The sequence below is a fragment of the Devosia oryziradicis genome, from assembly GCF_016698645.1.
Lineage (GTDB): Bacteria > Pseudomonadota > Alphaproteobacteria > Rhizobiales > Devosiaceae > Devosia > Devosia oryziradicis.
The window spans coordinates 2,602,198-2,628,087 of record NZ_CP068047.1 but is presented as its reverse complement, the minus strand read 5'-3'; the positions used below and the strand labels follow the sequence as shown (position 1 = coordinate 2,628,087).

Genomic DNA, 25,890 nt, shown 5'->3' with positions numbered 1-25,890 from the left:
CAATGCGGGCATGGCGCTTCTTCGCAAACCTGCAACCAGTCGGCCCCTCGAACAGGGATGAGCCCTCTCGTCGTTGGCCTGGCGCTGTTTGCCGCCATCATGCATGCCACCTGGAACGCCTTTCTCCGGAGTGGCGCCGACCGGCTCTGGACCGTGACGGTCATGAGCTTTTCCGGCACCATCATCGCCATACCTTTCGCCTTCGCCTTTCCCCTCCCGGCGGTCGGCGCCTGGCCCTACATCGCGCTCTCTTCGATCCTCCAGGTCGGCTACACCTTCTTCCTCGTCGCCGCCTATCGGCACGGGCAACTTGGCCAAGTCTATCCCATCGTCCGGGGTACGGCGCCGCTATTGGTGACCCTTGGCACGTTCCTGCTGACCGGTCTGCAACCCACGCTGGTCCAGGCGATCGGCGTGACCATGGTGGCGGCCGGCATCATGAGCCTGGCACTGGGACGGGGCAGGGCATCCTGGACCTCGCTCGCGTTTGCCTTCACCACAGGCGTTATCGTTGCGAGCTACGGTACCGTGGACTCCATCGGCGTTCATGCGGCGCAACACGCTGGCGCTTATGCAGCCTGGGTTTTCATCGGCTACGGCACGCTGCTGCCACTGGCCTTCCTGCTGGTTCGCCGCAAGCTGGTGGTTGACCTGCGCTCGGTCGAGACCCGCAAGGCTCTTGGCGGGGGCATCGTTGCGCTCGTTTCCTATGCGCTGGTGGTCATTGCGTTCTCGATGGGCCCAGCGGGACCCATCACCGCGCTGCGCGAGACGAGCGTAGTCTTTGCCATCGTGATCGGCTGGCTGTTTCTTGGCGAGAAGCTGACCTGGCTCCGCATCGCGGCAGGCCTGGTCGTCGCTGCAGGGGCGATTTGTCTCGGCTATGCGGGCTGAAACAAACTCCTATTGACGGCTAGGCATATTCCTATGCAGATGTCGCCCCCATGAGTGACATCGCCTCCTTTCGCCAATCCGTCGAATCCTTCATTTCCGCCCGCGGATGGACGCCGACCCGCTTCGGCCGCACCGTAGCGGGGGATCCACTGTTCGTTTTCGACCTGCGCGAAGGCCGCGAACCGCGTTCGGATACGCGCGCTCGCATTCTCAAGGCGATGCAGGATTTCGGCGATGGCGAGGCCCAGGCACCTCTGCGCGTCGGGGTGGCGGGTTTGGGCAATGTCGGGGCCACGCTCGTGCGTATCCTGCAGAAGGATGGCGCCGAACTTACAAGGAAGCTGGGACGTCAGCTTGTCGTCACGGCAGTCGCCGCGCGTTCGCGTTCCCGCGACCGCGGCATCGACATTTCCGGGCTCGATTGGTTCGACGATCCGGTGGCGCTGGCAAAATCCGACGGCATTGATCTCTTCGTCGAACTGATCGGTGGCGAGGACGGCCCTGCTTTCGCTGCGGTCAAGGCAGCGCTTGAAATCGGCCGCCCGGTGGTTACGGCCAACAAGGCCCTGCTTGCCAAGCATGGCGTTACGCTGGCGCGCATGGCCGAGGAATCGGGTGCCCAACTGGGCTTTGAAGCGGCCGTCGCCGGCGGCATTCCGGTCATCAAGACCCTGCGCGAAGGCCTGGGTTCGGCCCGTATCGCCAAGGTGTTCGGCATCATGAACGGCACCTGCAACTATATCCTCACCCGCATGGGCAATGAGGACATCAGCTTTGCCGACTGCCTCAAGGATGCGCAGGCCCTGGGTTATGCCGAGGCCGATCCCACCTTCGACGTCGAAGGCTTTGACACGGCTCATAAGCTCTCGATTCTCGCTACGTTGTGCTTCGGCTACGAAATTGCGCCGAACCAGATCCATGTCGAGGGCATCTCGCGCATCACCCAGCACGATATCAAGGTCGCCGCCGAACTCGGCTACAAGATCAAGCTGCTCGGGATCGCGCAGCGCACCGATGAGGGCATCGAGCAGCGCGTGCACCCTACCTTCGTTCCAAAGGGCTCAGCCATTGCCGGCGTCGATGGCGTGATGAACGCGGTGGCGCTCGAAACCGACCATGTCCACGAGCTCCTGCTTGCAGGGCCCGGCGCGGGAGGCCCGCCGACGGCATCGTCGGTTCTGTCCGATATTCTCGACATCGCCCGCGGCACCCGCGTGCCGCCCCTTGGCGTCCCAAGCGAGGAACTGCTGCCCTTCAAACAGGCGCCGATGCGGGCCCACGACGGCGGCTACTATATCCGGTTCAACGCCAAGGACGTCCCGGGTGCGCTGGCGGCAATTGCCAGCCGCATGGCGGAGCATTCCATTTCCATCGACTCCGTCATTCAGCGGTCGGATTTGAACGCTAAGGCTGTCGCGTTGGACGGCTCGCCCACGCGCACAGTGGTCATGATCACTCAACAGACTTTGGAATCGGCGGTGCGTGAATCGCTTGCGCAGATCGCCGCCGACGGGTTTATCGTCGGTGAGCCGCAGTTGATCCGGATAGAAACGCTCTGAGAACCCCGACCGGGCTCATCAGGCCCCGGGAGGAAAGATGAAACTGAGCAAGGCAGAGGGCACCAAGAGCCCCGCCAATCTCCACCGCAGCCTGACCCTTGAATTGGTACGCGTCACCGAGCGCGCCGCGGTGGCCGCCGCAGAGTGGCGCGGCAAGGGCAATGAGCAGGCCGCCGACGAGGCTGCCGTGCAGGCCATGAAGGCCGAACTTGACCGGGTGTCGATCTCGGGACGCATCGTCATTGGCGAGGGCGAAGCCAATGAGTGCGACGAGCTCTTCATCGGGCAATCGGTCGGCGCCGGGCAGGGCCCCGAGGTGGATATCGCGGTCGACCCGCTCGAGGGTGTGACGCTCTGCGCCAAGAACCAGCCCGATTCCATCGTGGTTCTCGCCATGGCCGAGCGCGGTGGCCTGCTCAATGTGGCGCGCAACGTCTACATGCACAAGATCGCCATTGGCGCCGAATATGCACCTGGGACCGTCCATATCGATTGGACGGCAACGCAGAATGTCACGGCACTGGCCAAGGCCAAGGGCGTTCCGCTGAGTGAAATCACCGCGATCGTGCTCGACCGGCCCCGTCACGCCGACCTGATCGAGGACCTGCGCACCGCGGGCGTTGCCGTCAAGCTGATTAGCGACGGCGACATTGCGGGGGTCATCCATGCAGTCAATACCGAGGATACCGGCATCGACATCTATCTCGGCTCAGGCGGTGCGCCCGAAGGCGTCCTTGCCGCTGCCGCCTTGCGCTGCATCGGCGGCCATATGCAGGGCAAGCTGATCCTCGATACACAGGCCAAGCGCGAGCGGGCCTTCACCATGGGCATCCAAGACCCTAACCGCATCTATGATGCCGGCGAATTGGCCTCGGGCGACGTGCTGGTGGCCGCAACCGGTGTCACCGACGGCACGTTGCTCGAAGGGGTCCGCCTGCGCCGCAATTCGGTCCAGACCAACACCATCGTCATGCGCTCCTGGAGCCAGACCGTGCGCTGGATCAAGGCCAGGCACGCGCGCTGAAGCCTCCTGGAGGCGAGCGCCGACCTCTTCCCCAAGGGTAGTGGGCGCCTGCGCCCTTTCCAGCATCACCCAAATCGCCTACCTCTGCCCCATGCTCGATGCGCCGCGCCCCTTTCTCGATGTTGCCAGGTCCGTCACGGGCCGAACCTGGATCGACCGGCTGGATGCTACGACGACGCGCATGGCGACGGCCATTTCGCAGCGAACTGGCATCTCCGAGATTCTCGCCCGCGTCATCGCTGCCCGCGGTGTCGGACTCGATGAAGCCGAGCGCTACCTGGAGCCCACCATACGCGGGCTGATGCCCGACCCATCCACGCTCACCGCGATGGATGCCCTGGCGGACCGCCTGGCCAAGGCAATAACGGACAACGAGGCGATCGCGCTATTCGGCGATTATGACGTCGATGGTGCCTGCTCCTGCGCCCTGATGGCCCGCTACCTGCGCCATTTCGGCATCGAGCCGCAGGTGCATATTCCCGACCGGATATTCGAGGGCTACGGTCCCAACATCGCCGCAATGGACAAGCTGATCGATTCCGGCGCGACCCTGATCATCACGCTCGATTGCGGCACCACGAGCGACGATCCTATCGCCCATGCCCGGGGCCGGGGTGCCGACGTACTGGTGATTGACCACCACCTGAGCGACCACGAACTTCCCAAGGCCACCGCTTTGGTCAACCCCAACCGGCCCGACGACATTTCCGGCTTGGGTTATCTCTGCGCCGCCGGAGTAACCTTCATGGTGCTGGTGGCGGTCAACCGCACCTTGCGTAACCGCGGCGATACCGGTCTTCCTGATCTGTTGCGGCTGCTCGACCTGGTGGCGCTGGCCACCGTTTGCGACGTGGTGCCGCTCACCGGCCTCAACCGCGCCTTTGTCGTGCGCGGGCTCGAAGTTGCCCGCAGGGGGGACAACAAGGGCATCGCCGCGCTGGCCCTGGCGTCACGGCTGAGCGGCCCGATCAATCCCTATCACCTGGGCTTCCTTATCGGTCCGCGCATCAATGCCGGGGGCCGCATCGGCAATGCCGCGATGGGCACTGAACTGTTGACCATCGACGATGAACATCACGCCCTCGCCATCGCGGCGAGGCTCGATGAACTCAATTCCGAGCGGCAGCGCATCGAGGTCGAAGCCGTCGAGGAAGCAGCCGCCGTGGCCGAACTCGAGATCGGCAACGGTGAAGGGCCGCCTGTACTGGTCCTGGCATCGGCAAACTGGCATCCGGGGGTGGCCGGCCTCATTGCTGCCCGCCTGCGCGAACGGTTCGAACGCCCAACCTTTGCCATCGCACTTGGACCCGACGGTGCCGGCACCGGTTCGGGCCGGTCCATGCCCGGAGTGGACCTCGGCAGGGCGGTGATCGAGGCGGTGGAGCGCGGGCTCATCGCCAAGGGTGGCGGCCACGCCATGGCCGCAGGCGTCACCATCAAGCCGGGGCAGTTAGGCCCTTTCCGCTCCTTCCTCGCCGAGGCCCTTTCCGTCGATGTCGGCCTTGCCCGGGCTGCCACCGCGCTGCCGGTGGATGCCGCGCTGACGGCGCGGGGCGCGAGCCTCGATCTGGTCCGCGACCTCGAGCGGGCAGGGCCGTTCGGTGCGGGTAATCCCGGTCCGGCTTTCGCGTTTCCCGCCCACCGGGCCAAGTTTGCGCAGGTGGTGGGGAAGGGCGGGCATGTCAGCTTCGCTCTCACCTCCGAGGACGGCGCGCGCCTCAAGGCCATTGCCTTCCGCGCCGCCAACACTGCCATCGGCGACGCACTGCTGCGGGAAGGCGAGTCGGCTTTCCACTTTGCAGGATCGCTCTCGATCGACCATTATCAGGGCCGCGAGCAAGTGCAGTTTCGACTGACTGACCTTGCCAGACCCAAGGCCTAGGCCGCGGCGCCGGCCGCGCTAGCCTATTGAAACTGCTGCTTGCATATCCATTTCTGACCGCTAGAGTGGATCGCGGGGCAGGTGAGAAAGCGCGGTTAGCGGCTTTCGATATTGCCCCGTGACGCTCAGATTGAGGCGGCCTTTGAATGCCGCCACCAGGTTTTTAATTTGGATCAAGCGGCCCGATGACCAAGTCCGTTGCAGAAAATACCAATACCGGCGTTACGCCGTGGACGAGCTTTGCCTCTTGGGCAATCGAACGCATCGGGGTGGCCCTGGTCGGCAGGCCCCGCCACGGCGCGCTGACTGTCATTTTCCCCAATGGTCGTACGCGTACGGTCGGCAACCCGGCAACGGGCGAACATGCGGTGCTGCGCCTCAACAATTTTCGCGTCCTGAGCGAGGCGATGCAGCGAGGCACTGTTGGTTTCGCGGCCGCCTACATGGCAGGGGACGTCGAGGTGGATGACCTGACCGCCCTGTTCCGGTTTTTCCTTCAGAACCGCGATATGTTCGAAAACGCCAATCCCGGCTTCTTCCGCAAGGCCGCAGGCGATCTGCACTATCACCTGTCACGCCGCAATACCCTGGAAGGCTCCAAGAAGAACATTGCCGAGCATTACGACCTGGGCAACGACTTCTACGGTCAGTGGCTCGATCCCTCCATGACCTATTCCTCGGCCGTGTTCACCTCGGGCGACCAAAGTCTCGAGGAGGCGCAACGGGCCAAATACCGCCGTGTCGCCGACATGGCCGGCGTGACGGAAGGCTCCTCCGTGCTCGAAATTGGCTGTGGCTGGGGCGGCTTTGCCGAAACCGTCGCGCGTGATTACAAGGCCAATCTGCGCGGCATCACGCTCTCTGCCGAGCAGCTCAAATATGGGCTGGAGCGGCTGGCGCGCCAGGGGCTCGACAAATACGCCACCCTGGTGTTCGAGGACTATCGCCATACCGAAGGCCAGTACGACCATATCGGCTCCATCGAAATGATCGAGGCCGTAGGCGAGGACAATTGGCCAAGCTATTTCCAGACTATCCATGACCGGTTGAAGCCTGGTGGCACAGCCGCCATCCAGGCCATCACGATCAACGAGGCCGATTTCGACGGCTATCGCAGCGGGCCGGATTTCATCCAGCGCTACATCTTTCCGGGCGGCATGCTGCTGACCAAGACGGTGATGAAGGAATTCGGCGACCGTTACAACCTCGTGCTCGAAAACGTCGAAACCTTCCGCCTCAGCTATGCACGTACGCTCAAGCTCTGGCGCGAGCGCTTCCTCGAGCGCTGGCCGATGATCGCGCCGCTGGGCTATGACGAAGAATTCAAGCGCAAGTGGGTCTATTACCTCAGCTACTGCGAGGCGGGCTTCATCGAAGGCTCGATCGATGTCGGGATCTACCAGTATCGCAAGGCCGGCTGACCGCACCCGACGCCATTCGCAAGGGGCGGGGCGAAGCCTTCGCGTCGCCTCGGCACAATCGCTGATGCTGTGGAGGAAGGTCGCTGGTACGCCCAAGGGGAATCGAACCCCTGTTCCCGCCGTGAGAGGGCGGTGTCCTGACCGCTAGACGATGGGCGCGGAGCGAGGAACTCGAAGCTAGCTTTTAGCGGCCCCGCCAGCAAGGGGGAATGGTACGCCCTAGGGGAGTCGAACCCCTCTCTGCACCGTGAAAGGGTGCCGTCCTAACCGATAGACGAAGGGCGCCTAAGCGCTGGTGGTCGTATAGTTGGGTGATTTGTGATGCGCAACCCCTTGTTGGCGCAATCGGGATTTTTTTAACAGCCTGAGAAGGTCACCGGGCGGTTGTAGCCGCGCGGCCGGTCGCGCACGTCGACATGAATGAACTGCCGTCCTGGATAGCACCCCAGCCCACCCACGCTGCCGCTGTTGAGAGCGAAGGCGATGAGCTGGCTCTTATCGACGCCGGGTATGTAGAAATCGGCCGCCATGCACTTGGTGTGGTAGGAATTGTCGGCGCCGCCCGCGGCCGCATTGTGCTGGTCGTCGCGATAGCCCGAGTTCATGATTACTTTCTTGCCGAAGTGACCCTCGAATTCCCAAATCAGGAACCGCAGCTTGGGCGTGATGCAGAGCGCGTTGACCTCTCGGCTGGACACGAACGTGCCCCAGTCGCTGCGCTTGCCCGCATAGCCGGGGCCGGTAGAACTGGCGAACATGGCCAGCGGCGCACATGCTGCCAGCATGAAGCCGGTGACCAGCAAGGCAGCAATGGAGCGGGCAATGGTATGCATGGCGACTTCCGAAAGGTCGCCTGTTGCGTTGGCGCAACAGGCAATGACCAGTCCTGTGAAGTCGCTAAAATACCAGCGGTTTCGCTAACCACCGGCTAAGCGTCAGGGTTAGCGAACCGCTAACGCTACCATTTCCCCGTATTGGGCATGGACAGCCAGGGCTCCTGCGGGGGCAGGGTACCGTCCTGAATGAGCTCGACCGAGATGCCGTCGGGCGAACGCACGAAAGCCATGTGCCCATCGCGCGGCGGGCGGTTGATGGTGACGCCCATGTCGCTCAGATGCTGGCACAACCCATAGATATCCTGCACCCGATAGGCCAGGTGGCCGAAATTGCGACCGCCGGTATACTCTTCCGGATCCCAGTTATAGGTCAGTTCCACTTCGCCACCGGCATCCCCCGGCGCGCGCAGGAAGATCAGCGTGAACCGGCCTTTCTCGTTTTCGGTGCGGCGGACTTCCTCCAGGCCAAGGCCCTCGCAGTAGAAGCGCAGGCTTTCCTCGATATTGGTCACCCGAACCATGGTGTGCAGGTATTTCATGGCACGTCTCCTTGTTGGCGAAATCGTTGCAGGTGGCCTAGCAAGCCACGGTGTGCGCCGCAACCGCTGCAATTCTAAACAAAGTCTTAACAACGACGCTTGAATCGGACACAGTGTGACAGGTGTCTTGTGGAGTACCTCGCGGCGGCGAGGCGAGTACGAAGGGCTTTGGGACTATGGGGGCCAAGTTCACTGGCGAAGGCGACGATGCGGCGATGCTGTCTTCCGGGGCACGGTCGTCCAGCCGTGGTGACGCCTTGTCCCCGGCGGATGCCGGGCCTGATGCGACGATCGAAGTCTCTGGGGCCATCAAGTGGTTTGACGCGGGCAAGGGGTTCGGCTTCATCGTCCCCGACAATGGCATGCCCGATGTGCTGCTGCATGTGACTTGTCTGCGCCGCGATGGCTACCAGACTGCCTATGAAGGGGCGCGCATCGTCGTCGAGGCGCTCAATCGCCCTGGTGGCTTGCAGGCCTTCCGGATTCTTTCGATGGACGAGTCAACCGCCCGCCACCCGGCCCAGATGCCGGCGCCGCGCACCCATGTTGTGGTGGAGCCGACTTCGGGCATGGTGCGCCTCGAGGTCAAATGGTTCAACCGCATCCGCGGCTTCGGCTTCCTGTCGGCCGGCGAGGGCACGCCCGACATCTTCGTCCATATGGAAACCCTGCGCCGCTTCGGCATTACCGAGCTTCGGCCCGGCCAGTTTGTGCTGGTGCGCTATGGCAATGGTCCCAAGGGCCTTATGGTCGCCGAAATCCGGCCCGATGGTTGGGGCGACGCACCGTCTTCCCACTAGGATAATCACCTCATGACCCTGTTTGCCCAAGGCTTCACCCCGGTGCTGCGCCGCGCCGCGGTGGCAATGGCTGTGTCTATGGTGGCACTGCCGCTGGCGGCGTGCAGCGATGAGGGCAAGCTGGTGCTGCACTCCTCCACCGGTGACTACAGCTTCAACGTCGAGGTTGTGGACACGCCTGAATCGCGCGCAAAGGGCCTGATGTTCGTCACCGAATTGGCCGACGACGCCGGCATGCTGTTCGATTTCAAGGAAGAGCGCGAGGTGTCGTTCTGGATGAAGAACACCTTCATCCCGCTCGACATGATCTTCGTAGGCGCCGACGGGGTGGTAAAGACCATCCACGTCAATGCCCGCCCGCACGACGTGACGTCCATTCCCTCGGAAGTGCCGGTGCAGTTCGTGCTGGAAATACCGGGCGGCCGGTCGGTCGAAATCGGCCTCAAGCCAGGCGATACGATGGAACACGCCCTGGTGGCCAAGCCGGTCAACTGACCGCTTAGAGCCGGTGGATGACCATGCAGTCGATGACGGCCCATAGATGCAGGCTCGCGCCGGTCACCACGAACACGTGCCACAGCGCGTTCTGGAACTTGAGCCGCTCCCACAGGTGGAAGACGATTCCCAGCGAATAGGTGATGCCGCCCGCCAGCAGCAACCATAGCGTTGAGTGCGGCAAGGTCTGCGCCAGCGATTGGAACACCAGCACCCCGCTCCAGCCGATGGCGAGATAAAGCCCGATCGCTAGCCGACCGAAGCGTTCGGGCACGATCAGCTTCAGTGCCACGCCGATCAACGAGGCGCCCCACACAAATGTGGTCATCAGTATGCCGGCCGTCGTCCCGCCCAGCACCGCGAGGAACGGCGTGTACGTCCCCGCAATGAAAAGAAAGATAGCGGCCTGGTCGAACCGCGCGAGCAGTTTCTTGACCGGCGAAACGGGCCAGAGATTGTAGGCCAGCGATACGCCCAGCACGGCCACCAGCGAGCCGACATAAACCACGAGGGCCGGGGCGGCTTCCGGCGCGGTCTGGAGGATGGCAAAAGCCAGCAGAATAGACCCGGCCGCGATTGCGACCACGAGTCCGAAGACGTGAACAACACCGTCCACAACCAGCTCGGCTCGGCTGAAGGGCCGCTGCTCACGACTCCACCACGAATATCTTGTTGCCGCGTTCCGCACTGGCATCTCCATGTGTCCACGGTCGCGCACGGAAGTGACCAGATTATTGCGGGATCGCCGTTCCAGTAGCGCGCGGGTCCCAACTCAACGCATTTGGTGAATAACCCGTTGCGGAACAAGGCAGGCGCTTGACGGGTAACTCCCCCGTTACTAACCAGCGGGGAACATCATGGAATTCCTATGCCGCCTATCACCGTCCTGATCGCATTGGCTGACCCAACCCGTTGCCGCATAGTCGAAATCCTACGGAATGGGCCGCAGCCGGTGCACGTGTTGGCGAGCTCTTTCGATATCAGCCGGCCGGCGATCTCCCGACACCTGCGGGTGCTCAAAGAGGCGAGGCTTATCAGTGAAAAGAAAGCCGGTCGCGAAAACCGCTACGCCCTTCACCCGGCCAAACTTCGGCCTGTGCGCGATTGGCTGGATGCGGTGCAGGGGGACAGGGCCAAGAAACCCGCGGCCAAACCCGTCCGCGCGGTCAAGCCTGTGGCGGGGCCGCCGCAACTGGCGCCGACGCCCCAGCCGGCACCGAAGGCAGCGTCCCAGATGGGGTTCGACTTCTAGTCGCGATATTCGACGCCCATTTCCTTGAGGGCACGCCAAACCACGCGGCACGTCTGCGGCCGATGGCCGGGCGCATGGAGCAGCACCACGTCGGGTATGCCGGCCACCTTGGCCACTTCGAGCTTGGCACCCGTATCGGAAACGTTACGGATAATGCAGTCCATTCTGCTGTGTCCGAAGGTAATTACGGCCGCGATGGCGGTGTTTCGGCGCGGCGCGATGCGGCGTTCGAGCCGCAGGCCCGACTTGCCGGGTAGGAGGTTGGATATATCACGCATGTGGTCCAGCTAGCGGCGCCGGCCTTGCCGAACTCTTAAAGCCTCCGCCTTGCCCAGGAATGCCGTTAGCACCGGGTCAATGGGGTAGAAGCAATTTTATCAGAACGGCTTCCGGCTCACGCCTCGGGGACGTCCGCGGCCTCCAGGGCAGGGGTGATGCCGTCGGCCTCGCCTGGCAGCGGTACATAGCCCTGGCTCATCAACCAGTCGCGCACGATCACATTGACGGCGTCGTCGTAGGTCATCCTGCCCCGTGGCGGCTCATCCCGATCCGCAATGAACTGCTCGAGGCCGTCGAGCAGTTCATCCTCTATCGCGACCGAAATCATTGCGGTCCGGCTCCCCTGTTCCTGGGGCGCGGCGGTGCCTTTCCGTCATGGAGGTAGGAATTGGCGCCGGGGTCATGTTCGCCTCGCGACTTTGTCCCGCCGGGACGGGGTATCTTGTCATAGTCTTCTTCCGCGGCTGGATGAGGGTCAGCGACATCGTTCTTTCCGGCCGTCCCCGCACCGGTTGGCAGGCCATCGCGGCTCATTTCGAGCCCAGCTTCTTCTCGACCGCCTTGCGGCTGTTGCCTGCCGATTTCACGGCATCCTTGACCTCGGTCTTGGAGGCGCCGGTCTTGCCGGCTTCGTATCTGACTTCATGGCCCTGCCCGCCGGCGACGCGGGCGCGATCTTGCTTGGTGTTGGACATGGTGGCTCCTTGAGTTCACTTCAGTCCCAACGTGCCTGACACCGGGCGGTTCACTCCTTCGCTGAAAATTGCGCCATGGCTGTGTCAGCCGACATCGCATGTGACGGCCCAGGCTCCGCGCTCGGTGATAGCAAGCGTACCACCGATTGCCGGCTCATCGCCGCCCGTCGCGCCGAACAGCCTTATCCTGGCGACGATCCCCTCGAGATTGGGATCGGCGAAATCGAAGTAATAGCGATCGTCGATGCCGATCGACTGGGCAGGGGTGATCAGCGTTGCGCCCTTGGCCTGTGCATCCGTCGTCCAGACCTGGTCGCCCACCGTGATCTCGGCACCAAGAGGGTAAAGCCCGGTGCCACCGGCCAGCGGCAGGTGGAACTCGACGCCATCGGCACCCGAGCACATGAGACCTTCGCCGGCCACCGCGGGGAGGGTGGCGATCGCCGACAACGCGGCTGCAAGCACGATCCGGTTCATCTTACGGTCCTTCGCACGAAACAACCCAAGCGCCGTAGCCCGGAACCCGCAGGACGCCGCCCTGCACATAGTCTTCGCCCTCATCGGCCGTGAAGATGCGTAGTTCGGCCAAGGTCTCTTCCGCATTCACATCGGTCAGGTCGATCAGCAACTGGTTGTCGCCGCTATAGTGCTGGCCGATGGCGATCGGCTTGCCGGGTTCCAACTCCGGGTTGGTGGACCACTGCTCGTCGCCGACGCTAAAATTGGCGCGGTTGACCTCGAGAAACTGAAAGTGACCCGCCAGCAGCCCTATCTGGACCTCGCCGGCCGTATCGCCGCAATAAATCCATTCCGTCGCCGCGGCTGGCGCAGACAGAACGATGACGGCCGCCAGGGCCAGGATTGATTGACGCATGGGTAAGACGCTCCTGTTTCGGCGCCGCCTATCCCACCCCCTCGCTGAACGCTTGCTGAACATCGGGGCCGGCTGGCACGCGGAAAACAAGGTCCGCCTGGCGATCCCGGAGGTGCCCGAACCCCGACCAACAGCTTAGAAGGCTGATTTCTGATCCGCCGGAGCTGGCGGCACGGCACACCAGAACGCGAAGGTACCTGCAGCAAAGCCTCTTGGCACCGGGCAATTCTCGGTGCCACAACGTCACGTCAGACATAACCTACTATCGCTATGTGTCTGCCGCAGACACGTCGACGATTGTCGCCGAACTAGTAGCACCCGCTCCATCGCCGCTTCGGTACCTACACGGTTTCTGTCATCGGCGGCGGCACCTGAGCGCCGCTGCGGGTTGCCACCCATCGTTTCAACCGTGCCGCCACTTTCTTGTGATGGCGGTCAAACGCCCAGGTGAATAGGATCGCCACCACAAAGCTGATGACGCATATCGCGGCGAAGTCCCACCAGCCCTTTACCCCAACCAGATAGACGTAAGCCCCTAGAACGGTGTGGTGAGTGAGGTAGAGCGAATAGGAAATCGCCGCCAGCCAGACCCAGAACCGGCGAGAGGCAATAAGGGCACGCGCAATTGGCGCATCGTTCACCCAAGCGAGCCCAGCGAGGAAAACTAGGGCTGTGAAGATGATAAGTTGCAGGTCAAGGGCGTTGAACGACTCCGCAGGCCACAAACGGCCAGCGCGGAAGGCGAGGGCTGCCAGCGACAGCAACCCAACCATGCCAGCCACTGGCCTAGCGATGGCCCGCCACTTGTCAGAAGCGACCGTAAACGCAATGCCTGCACCAGCTCCCACAAACCAGACTAGGGCAATTGACTCCCACGCCGTGAAGTAGAGGACAACAGCGAAGGCGGGTATGATAAGGATGGCAGCAAGCAGCTTTTCGCCACCCCTCATTCGGCGCGCAAAGAACGCTATACCGAACAACATGTAGAGCCACCATTCTACCGCGATGGTCCAGAAGGGGCGTCCCGTTCCATATGGCTGGAACCTGGGTAACCACTCGAAGAACCGATTGAACGGCGTATGGTGCAGCATCAGCAGGTTCGCGATGAAGGTACTGGGCGTCAATGGATCTGGCGCAAGCGCATGGAAGGGTGAAATCAACAGGTTGTCCACCATAGCGACAAAAATGAGCGCAGGCACGAAGGCCACAAAAATCCGGGCAAACCGGTCTACAAAATACTCGGTAAAACTGTATTGCGCGACCCGCTCCATTGTCTTCTGCGCTATCAAGAACCCTGACAAAATGAAGAACACGACCACGGCATAGCGCTGGACCGCAAAGCGAGTGCCGACAACTGAGTCCCAGGGCAGCGCAGTCAGGGTATGTCCGACAAGGACGACCACAGCGCTAATGCCTCTTACGCAATCCAAGTACGTGGATTGCGCGTCAGTAAGTTTGTTCATCCGAGATCCCCCATTGGGGGCGGATACTAACCCGCCTCTGCAATTCTGCGAAACCCCTATCAGAATTGAGATTCAGCGCCCAAGCGGCGAAACTGCTGGGGGGCACGGCAGGGGTGCTCGAGGTCAATCGTTCACTTGTGGGTTTACTGGGCCTCTATCAAAGCGCCGATGGGGCGATTAGCAAAGTTAGCCGTGGAAGCGAGGCAAATGGCCCCTGATCAGAGCCGCGCGCCACCCCTATGTCAGCCGCACCGGAGCCACAGAGGCGCTGCAATTTCTAAGTTGTTGAAGACCTGGCGATCCCGGAGGGACTCGAACCCCCGACCAACAGCTTAGAAGGCTGCTGCTCTATCCAGCTGAGCTACGGGACCAGCGCAGGTGCCCCCCTTTACCCGATTTCTGTCCAAAGGAAACGCCCCTTGTGCGCCGGTCAGGGCAGGACGAGATCGGCCGGCTGGAGCAACGGTGTCGCAGGGGCAGGGGGGCGGCATGTGCTGCCGCGCACGATCATTTCCGAGCTCAGCACCATGTGCATGGGCACCCGGCTATTCCGCTCGCCTTCGATGACGTCGATCAGCGCGCCGGCCGCGATCCGGCCCAGCGCCGCCCGCGGTTGCCGCATCGTGGTCAGCGGCGGCCAGACATGGGCTGACAGCGCCAGGTCGTCGAAGCCGACAACCGAGACGTCGGCGGGACAGTCGAGACCATGCTGTCTCAGGCCCGAAATGAAGCCGATTGCGCTTTCGTCATTGGCCGCGAAGACTGCTGTCGGGCGCTTGTCCAGCGCCATGAAGTGCTGCGCGGCCATCGCGCCGGCCTCCATTTCGAAGGCCCCGGGCAGCAGCCATTGGGGCGGCGTGTCGAGACCCGCCGCCTCCATTGCCCGCCGGAAGCCGGCCTCGCGCTCCATCGTCAGCACATTGCCCTGCGGCCCCCTGACATGGCCGATTCGGCGGTGCCCCAGCTCGATCAGGTGGCGAGTGGCGCGCTCTGCGGCATAGCTGTTGTCCGTCTTGACCGTGTGAAACGGCGCGTGGGGAATTTCCTCGCATACCACGATGAGCGGAAATGGCGTCGGCCCGCCGGTCAGCAGCATCAGCTGCTCCAGGTCGACCGACCCATCAAACAGCAGCAGGCCATCCACGCGATTGGACATGAAATAGTCGCGCATCCGGACGCCGGAATCGCCGCCCGAAAACCGGTTGGCCACCAGCACTCCATAGCCCCGTGCAGCTGCTTCCCGCTCCACCGCGTCCAAGATCACCGAGAAGAACGGATTGCCGATATCTGGAAGCGCAACCAGGATTGTCCGGGCCGTCTTCTGTCGCAGTGAACGAGCCGATTGGTTGGGCGTATATCCGGTGACGCGAACCGCCTCCGAAATCCGCGCACGGGTGTGCTCGCTGACCCTTTCCGGGCTGGTCAGGGCGCGGCTGACAGTGGCTGTCGAGACGCTGGCGAAACGCGCAACGTCTTGAATCGTCGGCGTTTTTTTCACCACGTTCATGTCTGGCAGCGCCCCCTCTCGCTGTCAGTAACCCAATCTGTCTAATTCGATCTTGACAGGTGCGCAAGGCGTGTACGAAACTCATGCAATCGATTGCAGAGATTTCGCAAGCCGGAATATGCAATCGATTACACGCCGCCAGCTGGAGACGCCTCACAAGAAGGCGACCTTGCGGCTGGCAGCTTCGCGGGAGCGTTTCGCTCCAAGTGATCGTTGGGAGGACAACCTATGAAGAAGTTTGCAGTGGTTGCCGCTATGGCAACTGCTTTGCTCGGCTCCACCGCTGTCAATGCAGCGGACGTCGAAGTTATCCACTGGTGGACGTCGGGTGGCGAACAGGCCGCCGTTTCGGTTTTTGCTCGCGAGTTCGACGCTCTGGGCGAAGACAAGTGGGTCGATACCGCCATTGCCGGTGGTGAGAATGCTCGCTCGGCCACGCTGCAGCGTACCCTTGGTGGTGATCCTCCGGGCGCCGCTCAGTTCAACATCAGCCGCCAGTTCGAAGAGCTTGCCGAAGCTGGCCTGCTGCTCGACCTGACCCCGCTTGCCACCGAAGAAGGCTGGAAGGATTTCATCCGCCCCGCAGCCATCCTTAACGTCTGCGAATTCGAAGGCAAGATCTACTGCGTCCCGGTGAACATTCACTCGTGGCAGTGGGCCTGGGCTTCGGTTCCGGCTTTCGAAAAGGCTGGCGTAGAACTGCCGAAGAACCTCGATGATTTCATTGCTGCCGCTCCCAAGCTGCAGGAAGCCGGCATCATCCCGTTCGCCATCGGCGGCGAAGCCTGGCAGATCGGCGGCGCCATGGGCGTCGTGATGCTGTCCCAGCTCGGCAAGGAAGGCCACGAGGCCATCTACAAGGATCGCAACCTCGACGTTGCCGGCGGTCCTGAAGTCAAGCATGCCATCGAGATCTTCAAGAGCCTCAAGGGCCTGACCGACGAAGGTTCGGCCAACCGCACCTGGAACGACACGACCAACCTCGTGATCCAGGACCAGGCTGCCCTGCAGATCATGGGTGACTGGGCTCGTGGCGAATTCGCCGTTGCCGGCGAGAAGCCCGGCGTCGACTATGCTTGTATCGCTGGCCCGGCCGAACAGCCGTACCTCGATACCGGCGGCGACATCTTCCTGTTCCCCAAGCAGGATGATCCGGCTGTTGAAGCTGCTCAGCTGAAGATGGCCTCCATGATGGTCAATCCGCAGGTTCAGGCTCTGTTCAACAACGCCAAGGGTTCGCTCCCGGTGCGTGACGACGTTGACATGTCCCTCGCCGACGACTGCATGAAGGTTGGTCTGGAGATCCTCAAGGACCCCGACCACGTGATCCAGGGCGCAGGCATCTACCTGACCCAGGACTCCATCGGCCAGCTCGACGACCTCTGGGCTGAAGCCTGGGCCAATCCCGACCTGAGCGTCGAGGAAATCCAGCAGCGCTTCGTCGACATCATCGCGTCGGCTGAATAATCCATCACTGACGAACCGGGTGACCCCCAAAAAGGGGCCACCCGGTTTGCATTTGGGGCAAAACTGGTCGCGCCTGAGTCGGACCGCCCTTCACATCGACCCACAAGGGAAATCGTCATGGCTCAGCTTGCTACGGCCAATGAGGGCGGTGCTGTCGTAAAGACAGCCAGTTCCTCTGGGCGGAAGCCGTTCCGCATTACGACGCTCATGTCGGTGATAGGCACTCTGCCGCTTATCCTGACCGCCGTCGGCGTGTTCGTCATCTGCATCATCTATTCATTCGTTCTGTCGTTCACCAACTCGCGCATCTTCCCGGCCTTCGGCCCGGAAAATTTCGTTGGTACCGATCAATATTCGCGCCTCTGGGCTACGGGTCGCTGGCTGGTTTCGGTCAACAATCTCTGGTTCTTCGGATTGTTGTCCATCGTCGCCAACATGACCGCGGGCTACCTGCTGGCCGTGTTCATGGATCAGCGCATCAAGGCGGAGGACTGGTTCCGCTCGATCTTCCTCTATCCCTTCGCCATGTCGCTGGTGATCACCGGCCTGGTTTGGCGCTGGATTCTCGATCCCAACTACGGCATCCAGGCCACGGTCCGCGGCCTTGGCTTCACCGATTTCACCTTTGCCCCGCTGGTTAACGCCTCCACCGCCATTTACGGCCTGGTGGTCGCGGGCATCTGGAATGGCGTGGGCGTGACCATGGCCATCATGCTGGCCGGCCTCCGGGGCGTGGACGCCGAAATCTGGAAGGCCGCCAAGATCGACGGCATTCCTACCTGGCGCACCTATCTCTTCATCGTGCTGCCCATGATGCGCGGCGCCATCCTCACCGCTTTCATCCTGCAATGCGTGGGTGTGGTTCGCGTGTTCGATCTGGTCGTTGCGATGACCCAGGGCGGTCCCGGTATCGCGACGCAGATGCCGGCCGTTTTCGTCATCCAGCACATCACCGACCGGTCCAACGTGGGCCTCGGAATGGCAGCCGCGACCATGATGCTGCTGCCGGTGGTGATCCTGCTGGGCGTGCAGGCGTTTGCGCAGTGGCGGGCCAATAAGGCCAAGGGGTACTAGCCATGACGACCGACACCATGACTGTATCATCCGGCGCATCCCGCATCGAGGCCGGGCCTCGGGGCACAAAGCCGAAGAGCCTCACCTTCAGCCGCGTTGGCATCTATGCCTTCCTCGTGCTGGCTGCGCTGTTTTTCCTCATGCCGCTTTGGGTCATGGTCGTGACCTCGCTCAAGGCCATGCCGGAAATCCAGTTGCGTCACATCTTCCAGTGGCCGCAGCAGATCACTTTCGAGCCCTGGCTGAAGGCCTGGGACACCGCCTGTACTGGCCGTGACTGCAACGGTCTCAAGCCGGGCTTCCTGAACTCGGTCAAGATCACTGTCGTCGGCACGATCATCTCGATCATTATTGCCTGCCTCAACGGCTATGCGCTCAGCTTCTGGCGCTACAAGGGCGCCAATGTTCTGTTCGGCCTGCTCGTGTTCGGCGCCTTCGTGCCCTACCAGGTGGTGATCTACCCGCTGATCATCGGCATGCGTGAGCTGGGGATCTTCGGTACCTTCCCCTGCATCATCATCATCCACACCATCTTCGGCATGCCCATCCTGACGCTGCTGTTCCGCAACTTCTTCGCGGCGCTTCCGCCCGAGCTGTTCAAGGCAGCCCGTGTCGACGGGGCAGGGTTCTGGCAGATCTTCTTCCAGATCATGATCCCGATGGCCGTCCCGATCACCATCGTGGCCGTCATCCTGCAGGTTACCGGTATCTGGAACGACTTCCTGTTCGGCACGGTCTTCGCCGGTCGCGAGAACATGCCCATGACCGTGCAGCTCAACAACATCGTCAACACGACAACCGGCGTGCGCGAATACAACGTGCACATGGCAGCGACCATCCTGACTGCTGCCGTGCCGCTGGCTGTCTATTTCATCTCGGGTAAATGGTTCGTCCGCGGCATCGCCGCCGGTGCGGTGAAGGGTTAAGACCATGACGCAACACAGTGTTTCCATCAGGGATCTATCCCTCAACTTCGGCAATGTGAAGGTTCTCGAGCATCTGGACCTCGACATCGCCCAGGGTGAATTCATCGTCCTGCTGGGCCCCTCGGGCTGCGGCAAGTCGACCCTGCTCAACTGCATCGCCGGCCTGCTCGACGTCTCTGACGGCCAGATCTTCATCGGCGGCAAGAACGTCACCTGGGAAGAGCCCAAGGACCGCGGCATCGGCATGGTGTTCCAGTCCTATGCGCTTTACCCGCAGATGACCGTCGAGCGGAATCTGAGCTTCGGCCTGCGCGTGGCCGGCATGAAGAAGGATGAGATCGAACGTCGCGTCGCCCGCGCCGCCGAAATCCTCCAGATCCAGCCGCTGCTCAACCGCAAGCCCGTCGAACTATCCGGCGGCCAGCGCCAGCGCGTGGCTATCGGCCGTGCCTTGGTGCGCGACGTGGACGTGTTCCTGTTCGACGAGCCGCTATCCAACCTCGATGCCAAGCTCCGTTCGGACCTGCGCGTCGAGATCAAGCGCCTGCACCAGCGCCTCAAGAACACCATGATCTACGTGACCCACGACCAGATCGAGGCCCTGACGCTGGCCGATCGCATCGCCATCATGAAGAATGGCGTGATCCAGCAGTTGAGCGACCCGCACACCATCTACAACAAGCCGGTCAATCTCTACGTCGCCGGCTTCATCGGCTCGCCATCGATGAATTTCCTCCAGGGTACGCTTGATGGCACCACATTCACCGCCGAAGACGGCACGGTGATCCCCGTGGGCACCTACCAGTTCACCACTCCGGTGACGGGCGCGACCAAGGCGGTGCTTGGTGTTCGTCCGGAGCATGTCGTGCTGGGCGATGAAGTGGCCAGGATGCCTTATTCGACCGAAGTCGAGATCGAGATCGTGGAGCCGATGGGGTCGGACACCCTGGCCTGGACCAAGATTGCCGGCCAGGCCGTTACGTTCCGCGTCGACAGCGACGTCCATCTTGAAGTCGGCCAGAAGCTCAGGATCGGCTTTGACCCGGCACGCGGCTCGATCTTCAACAAAGAGACGACCAACCGCGTCTGATTTAGCCCGTCGCGGGGCGTCGCCGACGCCCCGCCACTTGTCTGCCCGACTTTCCCGCCAATCTTACTTTTGCGGTAGTTGGCCTGTCCCCGAAGCGCGACAGCACGATCTGACATAGCTATCTGCTGGTGCAGAAACTGCTCCATCAGCCCATTCTAACGTTACAAGAGGCCAAAAATGACCGTTTTGTCATTCCAGCTCTACAGCGCGCGGAACGTTCCCTCGCTGCCCGATTTCCTCGCGACCCTCGGTTCGCTTGGCTATACGCAGGTCGAAGGCTTTGGTGGCCTCTATGGCGACGCCGCGGGCCTTGCAGCCAACCTGAAGAAGAACGGCCTTTCCATGCCGACCGGCCATTTCGGCCCGGCCCAGGCGGCAGACGTGTCTACTACGCTCAAGACGGCCGAAACCCTCGGCATCAAGAAGATCATCGTGCCCCATATCGGACCCGAGGATCGCAGCGCCGATGAGTCCAAGTGGCTCAAGCTGGCCGAGACGCTGGCCGGTCATGCTGAAACCTACAAGAAGGAAGGGTACGGCTTCGGCTGGCACAACCACGATTTCGAATTCGTGCCGACCAGCTCGGGCCGCACGCCCATGGAAATCCTGCTCGAGGAAGCCCCCGGCATCGAATGGGAAGCCGACGTGGCCTGGATCGTCCGTGGCAAGGCTGACCCGGTCGCCTGGTTCGACAAGTATGGCAGCCGCATCACGGCCGTCCACGTAAAGGACATTGCCCCTGCCGGCGAGAAAACCGACGAAGACGGCTGGGCTGACGTGGGTGACGGCGTCCTCAATTGGGATGAACTGATCACCAAGGTCCAGTCCAAGACCAAGGCCGAGTATTTCGTTGCCGAGCACGACAAGCCATCCGATGCGGTTCGTTTTGCGACCCGCTCGATCGCCGCTGCCAAGAAGTGGAAGTAATCCAAATGGCCAAGACCTTTGGCGTCGGCATCATGGGTGCCGGCAATATCTCCAGCGCCTATCTCAAGCTCGCGCCGCTGTTCAAGGGGCTCGAAGTTCGTGCCGTGGCCGACATCCTGCCGGCCGCTGCCCAGAAGCGCGCCGAGGAATTCGGCGTCAAGGCGCAGACGCCTGACGAGCTGCTCAAGAACAGCGAAATCGACGTCATCGTGAACCTGACGATCCCATCGACCCATTATTCGGTTTCGATGGACATCGTCTCGGCCGGCAAGCATGCCTATTCGGAAAAGCCCTTCGTGCTGAGCCTCGAAGAGGGTATGGCGCTCAAGAAGGCCGCCGATGACCGTGGCCTGCAGGTTGGTTCGGCCCCCGATACCTTCCTGGGCGGTGCACACCAGCAGGCCCGCGAGATCATCGACGGCGGCTCGCTGGGCAAGATCATGAGCGGCACCATGCACGTCATGAGCCGCGGCATGGAGCACTGGCACCCCAATCCGGACTTCTTCTTCCAGCCCGGCGCCGGTCCGATCCTCGATCTGGGCCCGTACTACGTCACCGACCTCATCCATCTGCTCGGTCCGGTCAAGCGCCTCTCGGCGTTCACCAACATGGCCCGCGCTGAGCGTGAAGTCACCGCCGAAGGCCCCTACAAGGGCACCTTCGTCAAGGTCGGCACGCCCACGACCATCCATGGCGTGCTCGAATTCGCCACCGGCGCCATTGTTACCCTTGGCGCCAGCTGGGATGTGGCGGCCCATGGCCACCACAACATCGAGCTCTATGGCACAGATGGCTCGATCTTCGTGCCCGATCCGAACTTCTTCGGTGGCGACCTGGTCACTGCCAACATCGCTGGCGAGCGCACCAAGGTCACGCCATGGGATCACCCCTTCGGCAAGGCCAACCAGGGCCTGGACACCGACCAGCCGCGCGCCAACTACCGCGCTGCCGGGCTCGCCGACATGATGGCCTCCATCGATGGTGGCTACCGGGCGCGTTGCGGCCTCGATGTCGCCCTGCACGCCGTGGACGTGATGACCAGCCTGCTCAAGGCGGGTGAAAGCGGCCAGGTGCTGACCCTGTCGACCACCTGCGAGCGGCCGCTGGCGCTCTCGCCGGCCCAGGCCCAGGCTCTGCTGAAGTAATGAGGTGCGTACCTCATTGACAGATGCATCGCGTCGGTCAACATAGACAAACATGTTAGTGAACAGGCGGCGGCCACCCGCCGCCTGTTTGCATGAACGGCAAAGAAATAGGCGCGAAGCGCCGAAACGAGGAGAAACGACATGGCGACGACCATCAAGGGTCCGGCAATCTTCCTGGCGCAGTTCGCGGGCGACAAGGCGCCGTTCGATAACCTCGACAACATCTGCAAATGGGCCGCCGGCCTGGGCTACAAGGGCGTGCAGATCCCGACCTGGGTGTCGAGCTTCATCGATCTTGAAAAAGCGGCGACATCCAAGACTTACGCCGATGAAATCAAGGGTGTAGTGAATAGCCACGGCCTCGAGATCACCGAACTGTCGACCCACCTGCAGGGTCAGCTGGTTGCCGTTCACCCCGCTTACGACACCGCCTTCGACGGCTTTGCCCCGGCTTCAGTCCATGGCAACCCCAAGGCGCGCACCGAGTGGGCGGTGCAGACCATGCTCAACGCCGCCAAGGCATCGCAGAATCTCGGCCTCAAGGCCCACGCCACCTTCTCCGGTGCTCTGGCCTGGCCCTACCTTTATCCGTGGCCGCAGCGCCCTGCGGGCCTGGTCGAAGAGGCCTTCGATGAACTGGCACGGCGCTGGACGCCCATCCTCAATGCCTTCGACGCCGCCGGCGTCGACGTCTGCTACGAAATCCACCCGGGTGAGGACCTGCATGATGGCGTGTCCTACGAGATGTTCCTCGACCGCGTGAAGAACCACCCGCGCGCCAACCTGCTCTATGATCCGAGCCATTTCGTACTGCAGCAGCTCGATTACCTGGACTACATCGACATCTACAAGGATCGCATCAAGGCCTTCCACGTGAAGGATGCCGAGTTCAACCCGACCGGTCGCCAGGGCGTCTATGGTGGCTTCCAGTCCTGGGTAAACCGGGCAGGGCGCTTCCGCTCCATCGGCGATGGCCAGGTCGATTTCCCGGCCATCTTCGCCAAGATGGCGGCTAACGACTTCCAGGGCTGGGCCGTGCTCGAATGGGAATGTGCCCTCAAGCACCCGGAAGACGGTGCACGCGAAGGCGCCGAGCTCATCAAGAGCTACATCATCCGCGTCACCGAAAAGGCCTTCGACGACTTCGCCAGCGGCGGCACCGACACCGCGGCCAACCGCAAGATGCTTGGGCTGAGCTAAAGTCCAGACCTGAACAGCGTCACGCCCGCCATCGTGGGGATGACGCCCTAGGCTAAACCGATATCCAAATCGGACCCGTATTGAGGAGGCTTCAATGGCAGAAAACGGCGCAAAGCGCATTCGTCTGGGCATGGTCGGTGGTGGCACCGGTGCCTTCATCGGCTACGTGCACCGCGTCGCCGCCCGCATCGATGGCGACTATGAACTGGTGGCCGGCGCCTTGTCGTCGCGTCCGGAAGTCGCCAGGGAGTCGGGCCGCAATATCGGCCTGGCCGAAGACCGCATCTACACCTCCTACGAGGAAATGGCCCGTGCCGAGGCGGCTCGCCCCGATGGCATCCAGGCCGTGTCGATCGTCACGCCCAACCACATGCACTATGGTCCGGCCAAGGCCTTCCTCGAAGCCGGCATCCACGTCATCTGCGACAAGCCGATCACCAGCACACTCGAAGACGCACGCAACCTTTCTTCGATCAAGCCTGCCAACGGCGCTCGCTTTCTTTTGACCCACAACTACACCGGCTATCCGCTGATCCGGCAGGCCCGCGACATGGTCGCTTCTGGCCGCTTGGGCAAGGTTCGCGTCGTCCAGGCGGAATACCCGCAGGATTGGCTCACCGAACCGGCCGCCGAGGACAACAAGCAGGCCTCGTGGCGCACCGACCCGTCCCGCTCGGGCGCCGGCGGCTGCATTGGCGATATCGGCACCCACGCCTACAATCTCGCCCGCTTCGTTACCGGCTTGAAAACCCAGGCTGTTTCGGCCGATCTGACCGCCTTCGTCGAGGGCCGTCAGCTCGACGACAACGTCAATATCATGCTGCGCTTCGAGGGCGGCGCCAAGGGCATGCTCTGGGCCAGCCAAGTGGCCGTCGGCTGCGAAAACGGCCTCCAGTTGCGTGTCTACGGCGACAAGGGCGGCATCGAATGGCGCCAGGACAACCCCAACTACATGTGGTTCACCGAGTTCGGTAAACCCAAGCAGCTGCTGACCCGCGGCGGCGCCATTTCGGGCAATGCCTCATCCACCATGAACGTCCGCATCCCGTCCGGACACCCGGAAGGGTATCTGGAGGCGTTCGCAACGCTCTACAGCCAGTTCGCCGCCATCATCCGTGGCGACGGTGCCGCCTATGAAGGCCTGCTGCCCACGCTCGAGGACGGTGTCGAAGGCATGCAGTTCATCGTTGCATCGGTCCAGTCCAGCCAGAACGACGGCAAGTGGACCAGGCTGAGCGACGTCTGATCGGCCATGCCGTCCACACGCGTTGACATCATCAAGGGTTGGCTCGGCGATCGCCGGGCCGACTTCCTCGATGCGATCCACCGGGCCCTGGTCGAAGGTATCCGCATTCCCGAGAATGATCGGGACATTCGCCTCACCGAGTTTGACCCAGCCAATGTCATCAAGCCGGTCGGCACCAGCCCGCGCCACACCAATATCGAGATCACCTTGCTGACGGGACGCTCGCTTGAGGCCAAGCGACGGCTCTATGCGGCGCTCGTGACCCATCTGGCGCCATTCGGGCTCGCGCCCGGTGACATCAAGGTCGCGTTGATCGAAGTCGACGCCCAGAACTGGGGCTTGCGTGGGCTTCCTGCCAGCGACATCGATCTCGGTTTCAAGGTCGACGTCTGATCGGGCATACGGCCCAGTTACTGGATGCGTTCGACGCCGTAGCCCGCCTTTTCGAGTAGATCGAGCACGCTGCCATCGCCGATCAGGTGCGCTGCGCCGACAATCACCAGATTTTCCCGGTCCTGCGCCAGCATCGCCTCGAGCGGCGCAATCCAGTTCCGGTTACGGGCATAGATAAGCCGCTCGAGAAACACTTCCTCGAACCCACCCATTTCCATCAGGAACAGGTCACCCAGTTCCTCCGGCGTGCCGGCCAGCCAGCTGTCCAGCATCTTGTCCATCAGCTTGGGCAGCGTATCGAGCTGTTCCAGCGTCGCGGTGAGCATCGCCACCTGCTCATCCTCGGGCGCGCCCGATAGTACGTCGAGCTGCTGTGCGCCGCTTTCGAGGAAGTCGAGGCGCTCATCTGCCAGCTCAGGCTGCAGTACGAACTCAACGCCTTGGGCGTCGTAGCCTTCGGCCAGGAGGGCCTGGAGGGTAATGGTATTCGTCGCCATCCAGGGCCGCATGGCCAGGATGGACCCCATGGGCAGGCTGATTGCCGCCGCCTTGTCGCGCAACTCGGCCTCGAGTTCCGGCGAAAGCGCCGCAGTCAGCAACGTACCATCGGTATAGATGCCGCGGACGAACGCTTCCGCACTCACCTCGGCCACCGCAGAGGGCCGAACATCGGCCTCGAACGTCACCTGGTCCGCATCAGCCAGGATTTGGTTGAACAGTTCGGTGCGCCAGGTCGTGCCTGACGGCAGCACATGGAACGACCCGAAAACCCAGATTGCGCTGTCGTCATCGCGGATTTCCCATATCGCCGGCGCTGCCCAGGCTGGGCATGCCAGGCCAAGCGATGTCACTGCCGCGGCGGCAAGCCTGCTGAAGGTCGGCATCATCGTCGGCTGTCTCCT

28 protein-coding genes and 3 tRNA genes are annotated in these 25,890 nt (G+C 62.4%); 17 read left to right on the top strand and 14 right to left on the bottom strand.

All coding sequences use genetic code 11. The features are described 5' to 3' along the window. The first annotated feature begins 57 nt into the window (after window positions 1–57). The 5 genes from JI749_RS13190 (at window position 58) to JI749_RS13170 (ending at window position 6,780) form a co-directional block, all read left to right on the top strand. The gene (locus JI749_RS13190; protein WP_201654683.1) at window positions 58–894 is read left to right on the top strand and encodes an EamA family transporter; all 837 of its coding nucleotides are present in this window, start codon (window positions 58–60) and stop codon (window positions 892–894) included. A gap of 218 nt (window positions 895–1,112) precedes the next feature. Next, the gene (locus JI749_RS13185; protein WP_233280936.1) at window positions 1,113–2,453 is read left to right on the top strand and encodes a homoserine dehydrogenase; all 1,341 of its coding nucleotides are present in this window, start codon (window positions 1,113–1,115) and stop codon (window positions 2,451–2,453) included. A gap of 37 nt (window positions 2,454–2,490) precedes the next feature. Further along, window positions 2,491–3,477: a class II fructose-bisphosphatase gene (gene glpX, locus JI749_RS13180; protein ID WP_201654678.1), complete on the top strand. Its 987-nt coding sequence runs from the start codon at window positions 2,491–2,493 to the stop codon at window positions 3,475–3,477. A gap of 91 nt (window positions 3,478–3,568) precedes the next feature. After that, window positions 3,569–5,359, top strand: coding sequence for a single-stranded-DNA-specific exonuclease RecJ (gene recJ, locus JI749_RS13175; protein ID WP_201662833.1), 1,791 nt, complete (start codon window positions 3,569–3,571; stop codon window positions 5,357–5,359). Window positions 5,360–5,544: 185 nt separating this feature from the next. After that, window positions 5,545–6,780, top strand: coding sequence for an SAM-dependent methyltransferase (locus JI749_RS13170; protein WP_201654675.1), 1,236 nt, complete (start codon window positions 5,545–5,547; stop codon window positions 6,778–6,780). A gap of 84 nt (window positions 6,781–6,864) precedes the next feature. On the opposite strand, the gene JI749_RS13165 is transcribed toward JI749_RS13170, so the two are convergent. From JI749_RS13165 to JI749_RS13150, 4 genes are all read right to left on the bottom strand, one after another. After that, window positions 6,865–6,939 (bottom strand) — tRNA-Glu (locus JI749_RS13165). A 51-nt stretch (window positions 6,940–6,990) separates the two neighbouring features. Then, window positions 6,991–7,065: transfer RNA gene (locus JI749_RS13160), tRNA-Glu, on the bottom strand. A 71-nt stretch (window positions 7,066–7,136) separates the two neighbouring features. Beyond that, the gene (locus tag JI749_RS13155; RefSeq protein WP_201654672.1) at window positions 7,137–7,613 is read right to left on the bottom strand and encodes a YcbK family protein; all 477 of its coding nucleotides are present in this window, start codon (window positions 7,611–7,613) and stop codon (window positions 7,137–7,139) included. Window positions 7,614–7,738: 125 nt separating this feature from the next. Further along, a complete protein-coding gene (locus tag JI749_RS13150; protein WP_201654669.1) occupies window positions 7,739–8,155 on the bottom strand; it encodes a VOC family protein in 417 nt (138 codons plus the stop codon). 176 nt (window positions 8,156–8,331) lie between these two features. On the opposite strand from JI749_RS13150, the gene JI749_RS13145 reads away from it, so the two are divergent. Continuing rightward, complete coding sequence (locus JI749_RS13145) at window positions 8,332–8,955, top strand: cold-shock protein (protein WP_233280755.1); 624 nt, start codon at window positions 8,332–8,334, stop codon at window positions 8,953–8,955. Window positions 8,956–8,967: 12 nt separating this feature from the next. Further along, window positions 8,968–9,450, top strand: a complete 483-nt coding sequence (locus JI749_RS13140) for a DUF192 domain-containing protein (RefSeq protein ID WP_233280754.1) — start codon at window positions 8,968–8,970, stop codon at window positions 9,448–9,450. A 4-nt stretch (window positions 9,451–9,454) separates the two neighbouring features. On the opposite strand, the gene trhA is transcribed toward JI749_RS13140, so the two are convergent. Then, window positions 9,455–10,066 (bottom strand): PAQR family membrane homeostasis protein TrhA, encoded by a 612-nt coding sequence (gene trhA, locus JI749_RS13135; RefSeq protein ID WP_233280753.1) that lies wholly within the window; start codon window positions 10,064–10,066, stop codon window positions 9,455–9,457. A gap of 252 nt (window positions 10,067–10,318) precedes the next feature. Between trhA and JI749_RS13130 the strand changes: the two genes are divergently transcribed. Next, window positions 10,319–10,702, top strand: a complete 384-nt coding sequence (locus JI749_RS13130; RefSeq protein WP_201654663.1) for an ArsR/SmtB family transcription factor — start codon at window positions 10,319–10,321, stop codon at window positions 10,700–10,702. Here the strand turns inward: JI749_RS13130 and JI749_RS13125 are convergent. The 8 genes from JI749_RS13125 to JI749_RS13090 form a co-directional block, all read right to left on the bottom strand. After that, complete coding sequence (locus tag JI749_RS13125) at window positions 10,699–10,980, bottom strand: PilZ domain-containing protein (protein ID WP_201654660.1); 282 nt, start codon at window positions 10,978–10,980, stop codon at window positions 10,699–10,701. The genes JI749_RS13130 and JI749_RS13125 overlap by 4 nt on opposite strands. Before the next feature lie 116 nt (window positions 10,981–11,096). Beyond that, window positions 11,097–11,309 carry a hypothetical protein gene (locus JI749_RS13120; RefSeq protein ID WP_201654657.1) on the bottom strand — a complete coding sequence of 71 codons (213 nt, stop codon included), beginning with the start codon at window positions 11,307–11,309 and terminating at the stop codon, window positions 11,097–11,099. A gap of 202 nt (window positions 11,310–11,511) precedes the next feature. Continuing rightward, the gene (locus tag JI749_RS13115) at window positions 11,512–11,676 is read right to left on the bottom strand and encodes a DUF3606 domain-containing protein (protein WP_201654654.1); all 165 of its coding nucleotides are present in this window, start codon (window positions 11,674–11,676) and stop codon (window positions 11,512–11,514) included. Between the two features lie 84 nt (window positions 11,677–11,760). Next, on the bottom strand, window positions 11,761–12,153 hold the full coding sequence (locus tag JI749_RS13110) for a hypothetical protein (protein ID WP_201654651.1): 393 nt from the start codon (window positions 12,151–12,153) through the stop codon (window positions 11,761–11,763). A 1-nt stretch (window position 12,154) separates the two neighbouring features. Further along, the gene (locus JI749_RS13105) at window positions 12,155–12,550 is read right to left on the bottom strand and encodes a hypothetical protein (RefSeq protein ID WP_201654648.1); all 396 of its coding nucleotides are present in this window, start codon (window positions 12,548–12,550) and stop codon (window positions 12,155–12,157) included. Window positions 12,551–12,891: 341 nt separating this feature from the next. Beyond that, window positions 12,892–14,013, bottom strand: a complete 1,122-nt coding sequence (locus tag JI749_RS13100) for an acyltransferase family protein (protein ID WP_201654645.1) — start codon at window positions 14,011–14,013, stop codon at window positions 12,892–12,894. Between the two features lie 294 nt (window positions 14,014–14,307). After that, window positions 14,308–14,384, bottom strand: a tRNA-Arg gene (locus JI749_RS13095). Window positions 14,385–14,443: 59 nt separating this feature from the next. Then, window positions 14,444–15,520: a LacI family DNA-binding transcriptional regulator gene (locus tag JI749_RS13090; protein WP_201654642.1), complete on the bottom strand. Its 1,077-nt coding sequence runs from the start codon at window positions 15,518–15,520 to the stop codon at window positions 14,444–14,446. Window positions 15,521–15,748: 228 nt separating this feature from the next. Between JI749_RS13090 and JI749_RS13085 the strand changes: the two genes are divergently transcribed. The 9 genes from JI749_RS13085 to JI749_RS13045 all read left to right on the top strand — a co-directional run bounded on the left by JI749_RS13085 (window position 15,749) and on the right by JI749_RS13045 (window position 24,988). Then, window positions 15,749–16,987 carry an ABC transporter substrate-binding protein gene (locus JI749_RS13085; protein WP_201654639.1) on the top strand — a complete coding sequence of 413 codons (1,239 nt, stop codon included), beginning with the start codon at window positions 15,749–15,751 and terminating at the stop codon, window positions 16,985–16,987. Between the two features lie 117 nt (window positions 16,988–17,104). Next, window positions 17,105–18,061, top strand: coding sequence for a carbohydrate ABC transporter permease (locus JI749_RS13080; protein ID WP_201654636.1), 957 nt, complete (start codon window positions 17,105–17,107; stop codon window positions 18,059–18,061). Window positions 18,062–18,063: 2 nt separating this feature from the next. Beyond that, complete coding sequence (locus tag JI749_RS13075; protein ID WP_201654633.1) at window positions 18,064–18,987, top strand: carbohydrate ABC transporter permease; 924 nt, start codon at window positions 18,064–18,066, stop codon at window positions 18,985–18,987. 4 nt (window positions 18,988–18,991) lie between these two features. Beyond that, window positions 18,992–20,077 carry an ABC transporter ATP-binding protein gene (locus JI749_RS13070; protein ID WP_201654630.1) on the top strand — a complete coding sequence of 362 codons (1,086 nt, stop codon included), beginning with the start codon at window positions 18,992–18,994 and terminating at the stop codon, window positions 20,075–20,077. A gap of 177 nt (window positions 20,078–20,254) precedes the next feature. Next, window positions 20,255–21,004: a sugar phosphate isomerase/epimerase family protein gene (locus JI749_RS13065; protein WP_201654627.1), complete on the top strand. Its 750-nt coding sequence runs from the start codon at window positions 20,255–20,257 to the stop codon at window positions 21,002–21,004. A 5-nt stretch (window positions 21,005–21,009) separates the two neighbouring features. Further along, the gene (locus tag JI749_RS13060) at window positions 21,010–22,149 is read left to right on the top strand and encodes a Gfo/Idh/MocA family protein (RefSeq protein ID WP_201654624.1); all 1,140 of its coding nucleotides are present in this window, start codon (window positions 21,010–21,012) and stop codon (window positions 22,147–22,149) included. A gap of 141 nt (window positions 22,150–22,290) precedes the next feature. Beyond that, window positions 22,291–23,349, top strand: coding sequence for a sugar phosphate isomerase/epimerase family protein (locus JI749_RS13055; protein WP_201654621.1), 1,059 nt, complete (start codon window positions 22,291–22,293; stop codon window positions 23,347–23,349). A 94-nt stretch (window positions 23,350–23,443) separates the two neighbouring features. After that, window positions 23,444–24,595: a Gfo/Idh/MocA family protein gene (locus JI749_RS13050; protein WP_201654619.1), complete on the top strand. Its 1,152-nt coding sequence runs from the start codon at window positions 23,444–23,446 to the stop codon at window positions 24,593–24,595. Between the two features lie 6 nt (window positions 24,596–24,601). Beyond that, the gene (locus tag JI749_RS13045) at window positions 24,602–24,988 is read left to right on the top strand and encodes a tautomerase family protein (RefSeq protein ID WP_201654616.1); all 387 of its coding nucleotides are present in this window, start codon (window positions 24,602–24,604) and stop codon (window positions 24,986–24,988) included. A 17-nt stretch (window positions 24,989–25,005) separates the two neighbouring features. On the opposite strand, the gene JI749_RS13040 is transcribed toward JI749_RS13045, so the two are convergent. Further along, window positions 25,006–25,875 (bottom strand): TraB/GumN family protein, encoded by an 870-nt coding sequence (locus tag JI749_RS13040; protein WP_201654613.1) that lies wholly within the window; start codon window positions 25,873–25,875, stop codon window positions 25,006–25,008. Between the last annotated feature and the right edge of the window lie 15 nt (window positions 25,876–25,890).

What these genes read in the sequence shown, in the direction of transcription:
- JI749_RS13190 (WP_201654683.1), top strand. Translation starts at nt 58, where the DNA reads ATGAGCCCTCTCGTCGTTGGCCTGGCGCTGTTTGCCGCCATCATGCAT.
- JI749_RS13185 (WP_233280936.1), top strand. Translation starts at nt 1,113, where the DNA reads ATGCAGGATTTCGGCGATGGCGAGGCCCAGGCACCTCTGCGCGTCGGG.
- glpX (WP_201654678.1), top strand. Translation starts at nt 2,491, where the DNA reads ATGAAACTGAGCAAGGCAGAGGGCACCAAGAGCCCCGCCAATCTCCAC.
- recJ (WP_201662833.1), top strand. Translation starts at nt 3,569, where the DNA reads ATGCTCGATGCGCCGCGCCCCTTTCTCGATGTTGCCAGGTCCGTCACG.
- JI749_RS13170 (WP_201654675.1), top strand. Translation starts at nt 5,545, where the DNA reads ATGACCAAGTCCGTTGCAGAAAATACCAATACCGGCGTTACGCCGTGG.
- JI749_RS13155 (WP_201654672.1), bottom strand. Translation starts at nt 7,613, where the DNA reads ATGCATACCATTGCCCGCTCCATTGCTGCCTTGCTGGTCACCGGCTTC.
- JI749_RS13150 (WP_201654669.1), bottom strand. Translation starts at nt 8,155, where the DNA reads ATGAAATACCTGCACACCATGGTTCGGGTGACCAATATCGAGGAAAGC.
- JI749_RS13145 (WP_233280755.1), top strand. Translation starts at nt 8,332, where the DNA reads ATGGGGGCCAAGTTCACTGGCGAAGGCGACGATGCGGCGATGCTGTCT.
- JI749_RS13140 (WP_233280754.1), top strand. Translation starts at nt 8,968, where the DNA reads ATGACCCTGTTTGCCCAAGGCTTCACCCCGGTGCTGCGCCGCGCCGCG.
- JI749_RS13130 (WP_201654663.1), top strand. Translation starts at nt 10,319, where the DNA reads ATGCCGCCTATCACCGTCCTGATCGCATTGGCTGACCCAACCCGTTGC.
- JI749_RS13125 (WP_201654660.1), bottom strand. Translation starts at nt 10,980, where the DNA reads ATGCGTGATATATCCAACCTCCTACCCGGCAAGTCGGGCCTGCGGCTC.
- JI749_RS13120 (WP_201654657.1), bottom strand. Translation starts at nt 11,309, where the DNA reads ATGATTTCGGTCGCGATAGAGGATGAACTGCTCGACGGCCTCGAGCAG.
- JI749_RS13115 (WP_201654654.1), bottom strand. Translation starts at nt 11,676, where the DNA reads ATGTCCAACACCAAGCAAGATCGCGCCCGCGTCGCCGGCGGGCAGGGC.
- JI749_RS13110 (WP_201654651.1), bottom strand. Translation starts at nt 12,153, where the DNA reads ATGAACCGGATCGTGCTTGCAGCCGCGTTGTCGGCGATCGCCACCCTC.
- JI749_RS13105 (WP_201654648.1), bottom strand. Translation starts at nt 12,550, where the DNA reads ATGCGTCAATCAATCCTGGCCCTGGCGGCCGTCATCGTTCTGTCTGCG.
- JI749_RS13100 (WP_201654645.1), bottom strand. Translation starts at nt 14,013, where the DNA reads ATGAACAAACTTACTGACGCGCAATCCACGTACTTGGATTGCGTAAGA.
- JI749_RS13090 (WP_201654642.1), bottom strand. Translation starts at nt 15,520, where the DNA reads ATGAACGTGGTGAAAAAAACGCCGACGATTCAAGACGTTGCGCGTTTC.
- JI749_RS13085 (WP_201654639.1), top strand. Translation starts at nt 15,749, where the DNA reads ATGAAGAAGTTTGCAGTGGTTGCCGCTATGGCAACTGCTTTGCTCGGC.
- JI749_RS13080 (WP_201654636.1), top strand. Translation starts at nt 17,105, where the DNA reads ATGGCTCAGCTTGCTACGGCCAATGAGGGCGGTGCTGTCGTAAAGACA.
- JI749_RS13075 (WP_201654633.1), top strand. Translation starts at nt 18,064, where the DNA reads ATGACGACCGACACCATGACTGTATCATCCGGCGCATCCCGCATCGAG.
- JI749_RS13070 (WP_201654630.1), top strand. Translation starts at nt 18,992, where the DNA reads ATGACGCAACACAGTGTTTCCATCAGGGATCTATCCCTCAACTTCGGC.
- JI749_RS13065 (WP_201654627.1), top strand. Translation starts at nt 20,255, where the DNA reads ATGACCGTTTTGTCATTCCAGCTCTACAGCGCGCGGAACGTTCCCTCG.
- JI749_RS13060 (WP_201654624.1), top strand. Translation starts at nt 21,010, where the DNA reads ATGGCCAAGACCTTTGGCGTCGGCATCATGGGTGCCGGCAATATCTCC.
- JI749_RS13055 (WP_201654621.1), top strand. Translation starts at nt 22,291, where the DNA reads ATGGCGACGACCATCAAGGGTCCGGCAATCTTCCTGGCGCAGTTCGCG.
- JI749_RS13050 (WP_201654619.1), top strand. Translation starts at nt 23,444, where the DNA reads ATGGCAGAAAACGGCGCAAAGCGCATTCGTCTGGGCATGGTCGGTGGT.
- JI749_RS13045 (WP_201654616.1), top strand. Translation starts at nt 24,602, where the DNA reads ATGCCGTCCACACGCGTTGACATCATCAAGGGTTGGCTCGGCGATCGC.
- JI749_RS13040 (WP_201654613.1), bottom strand. Translation starts at nt 25,875, where the DNA reads ATGATGCCGACCTTCAGCAGGCTTGCCGCCGCGGCAGTGACATCGCTT.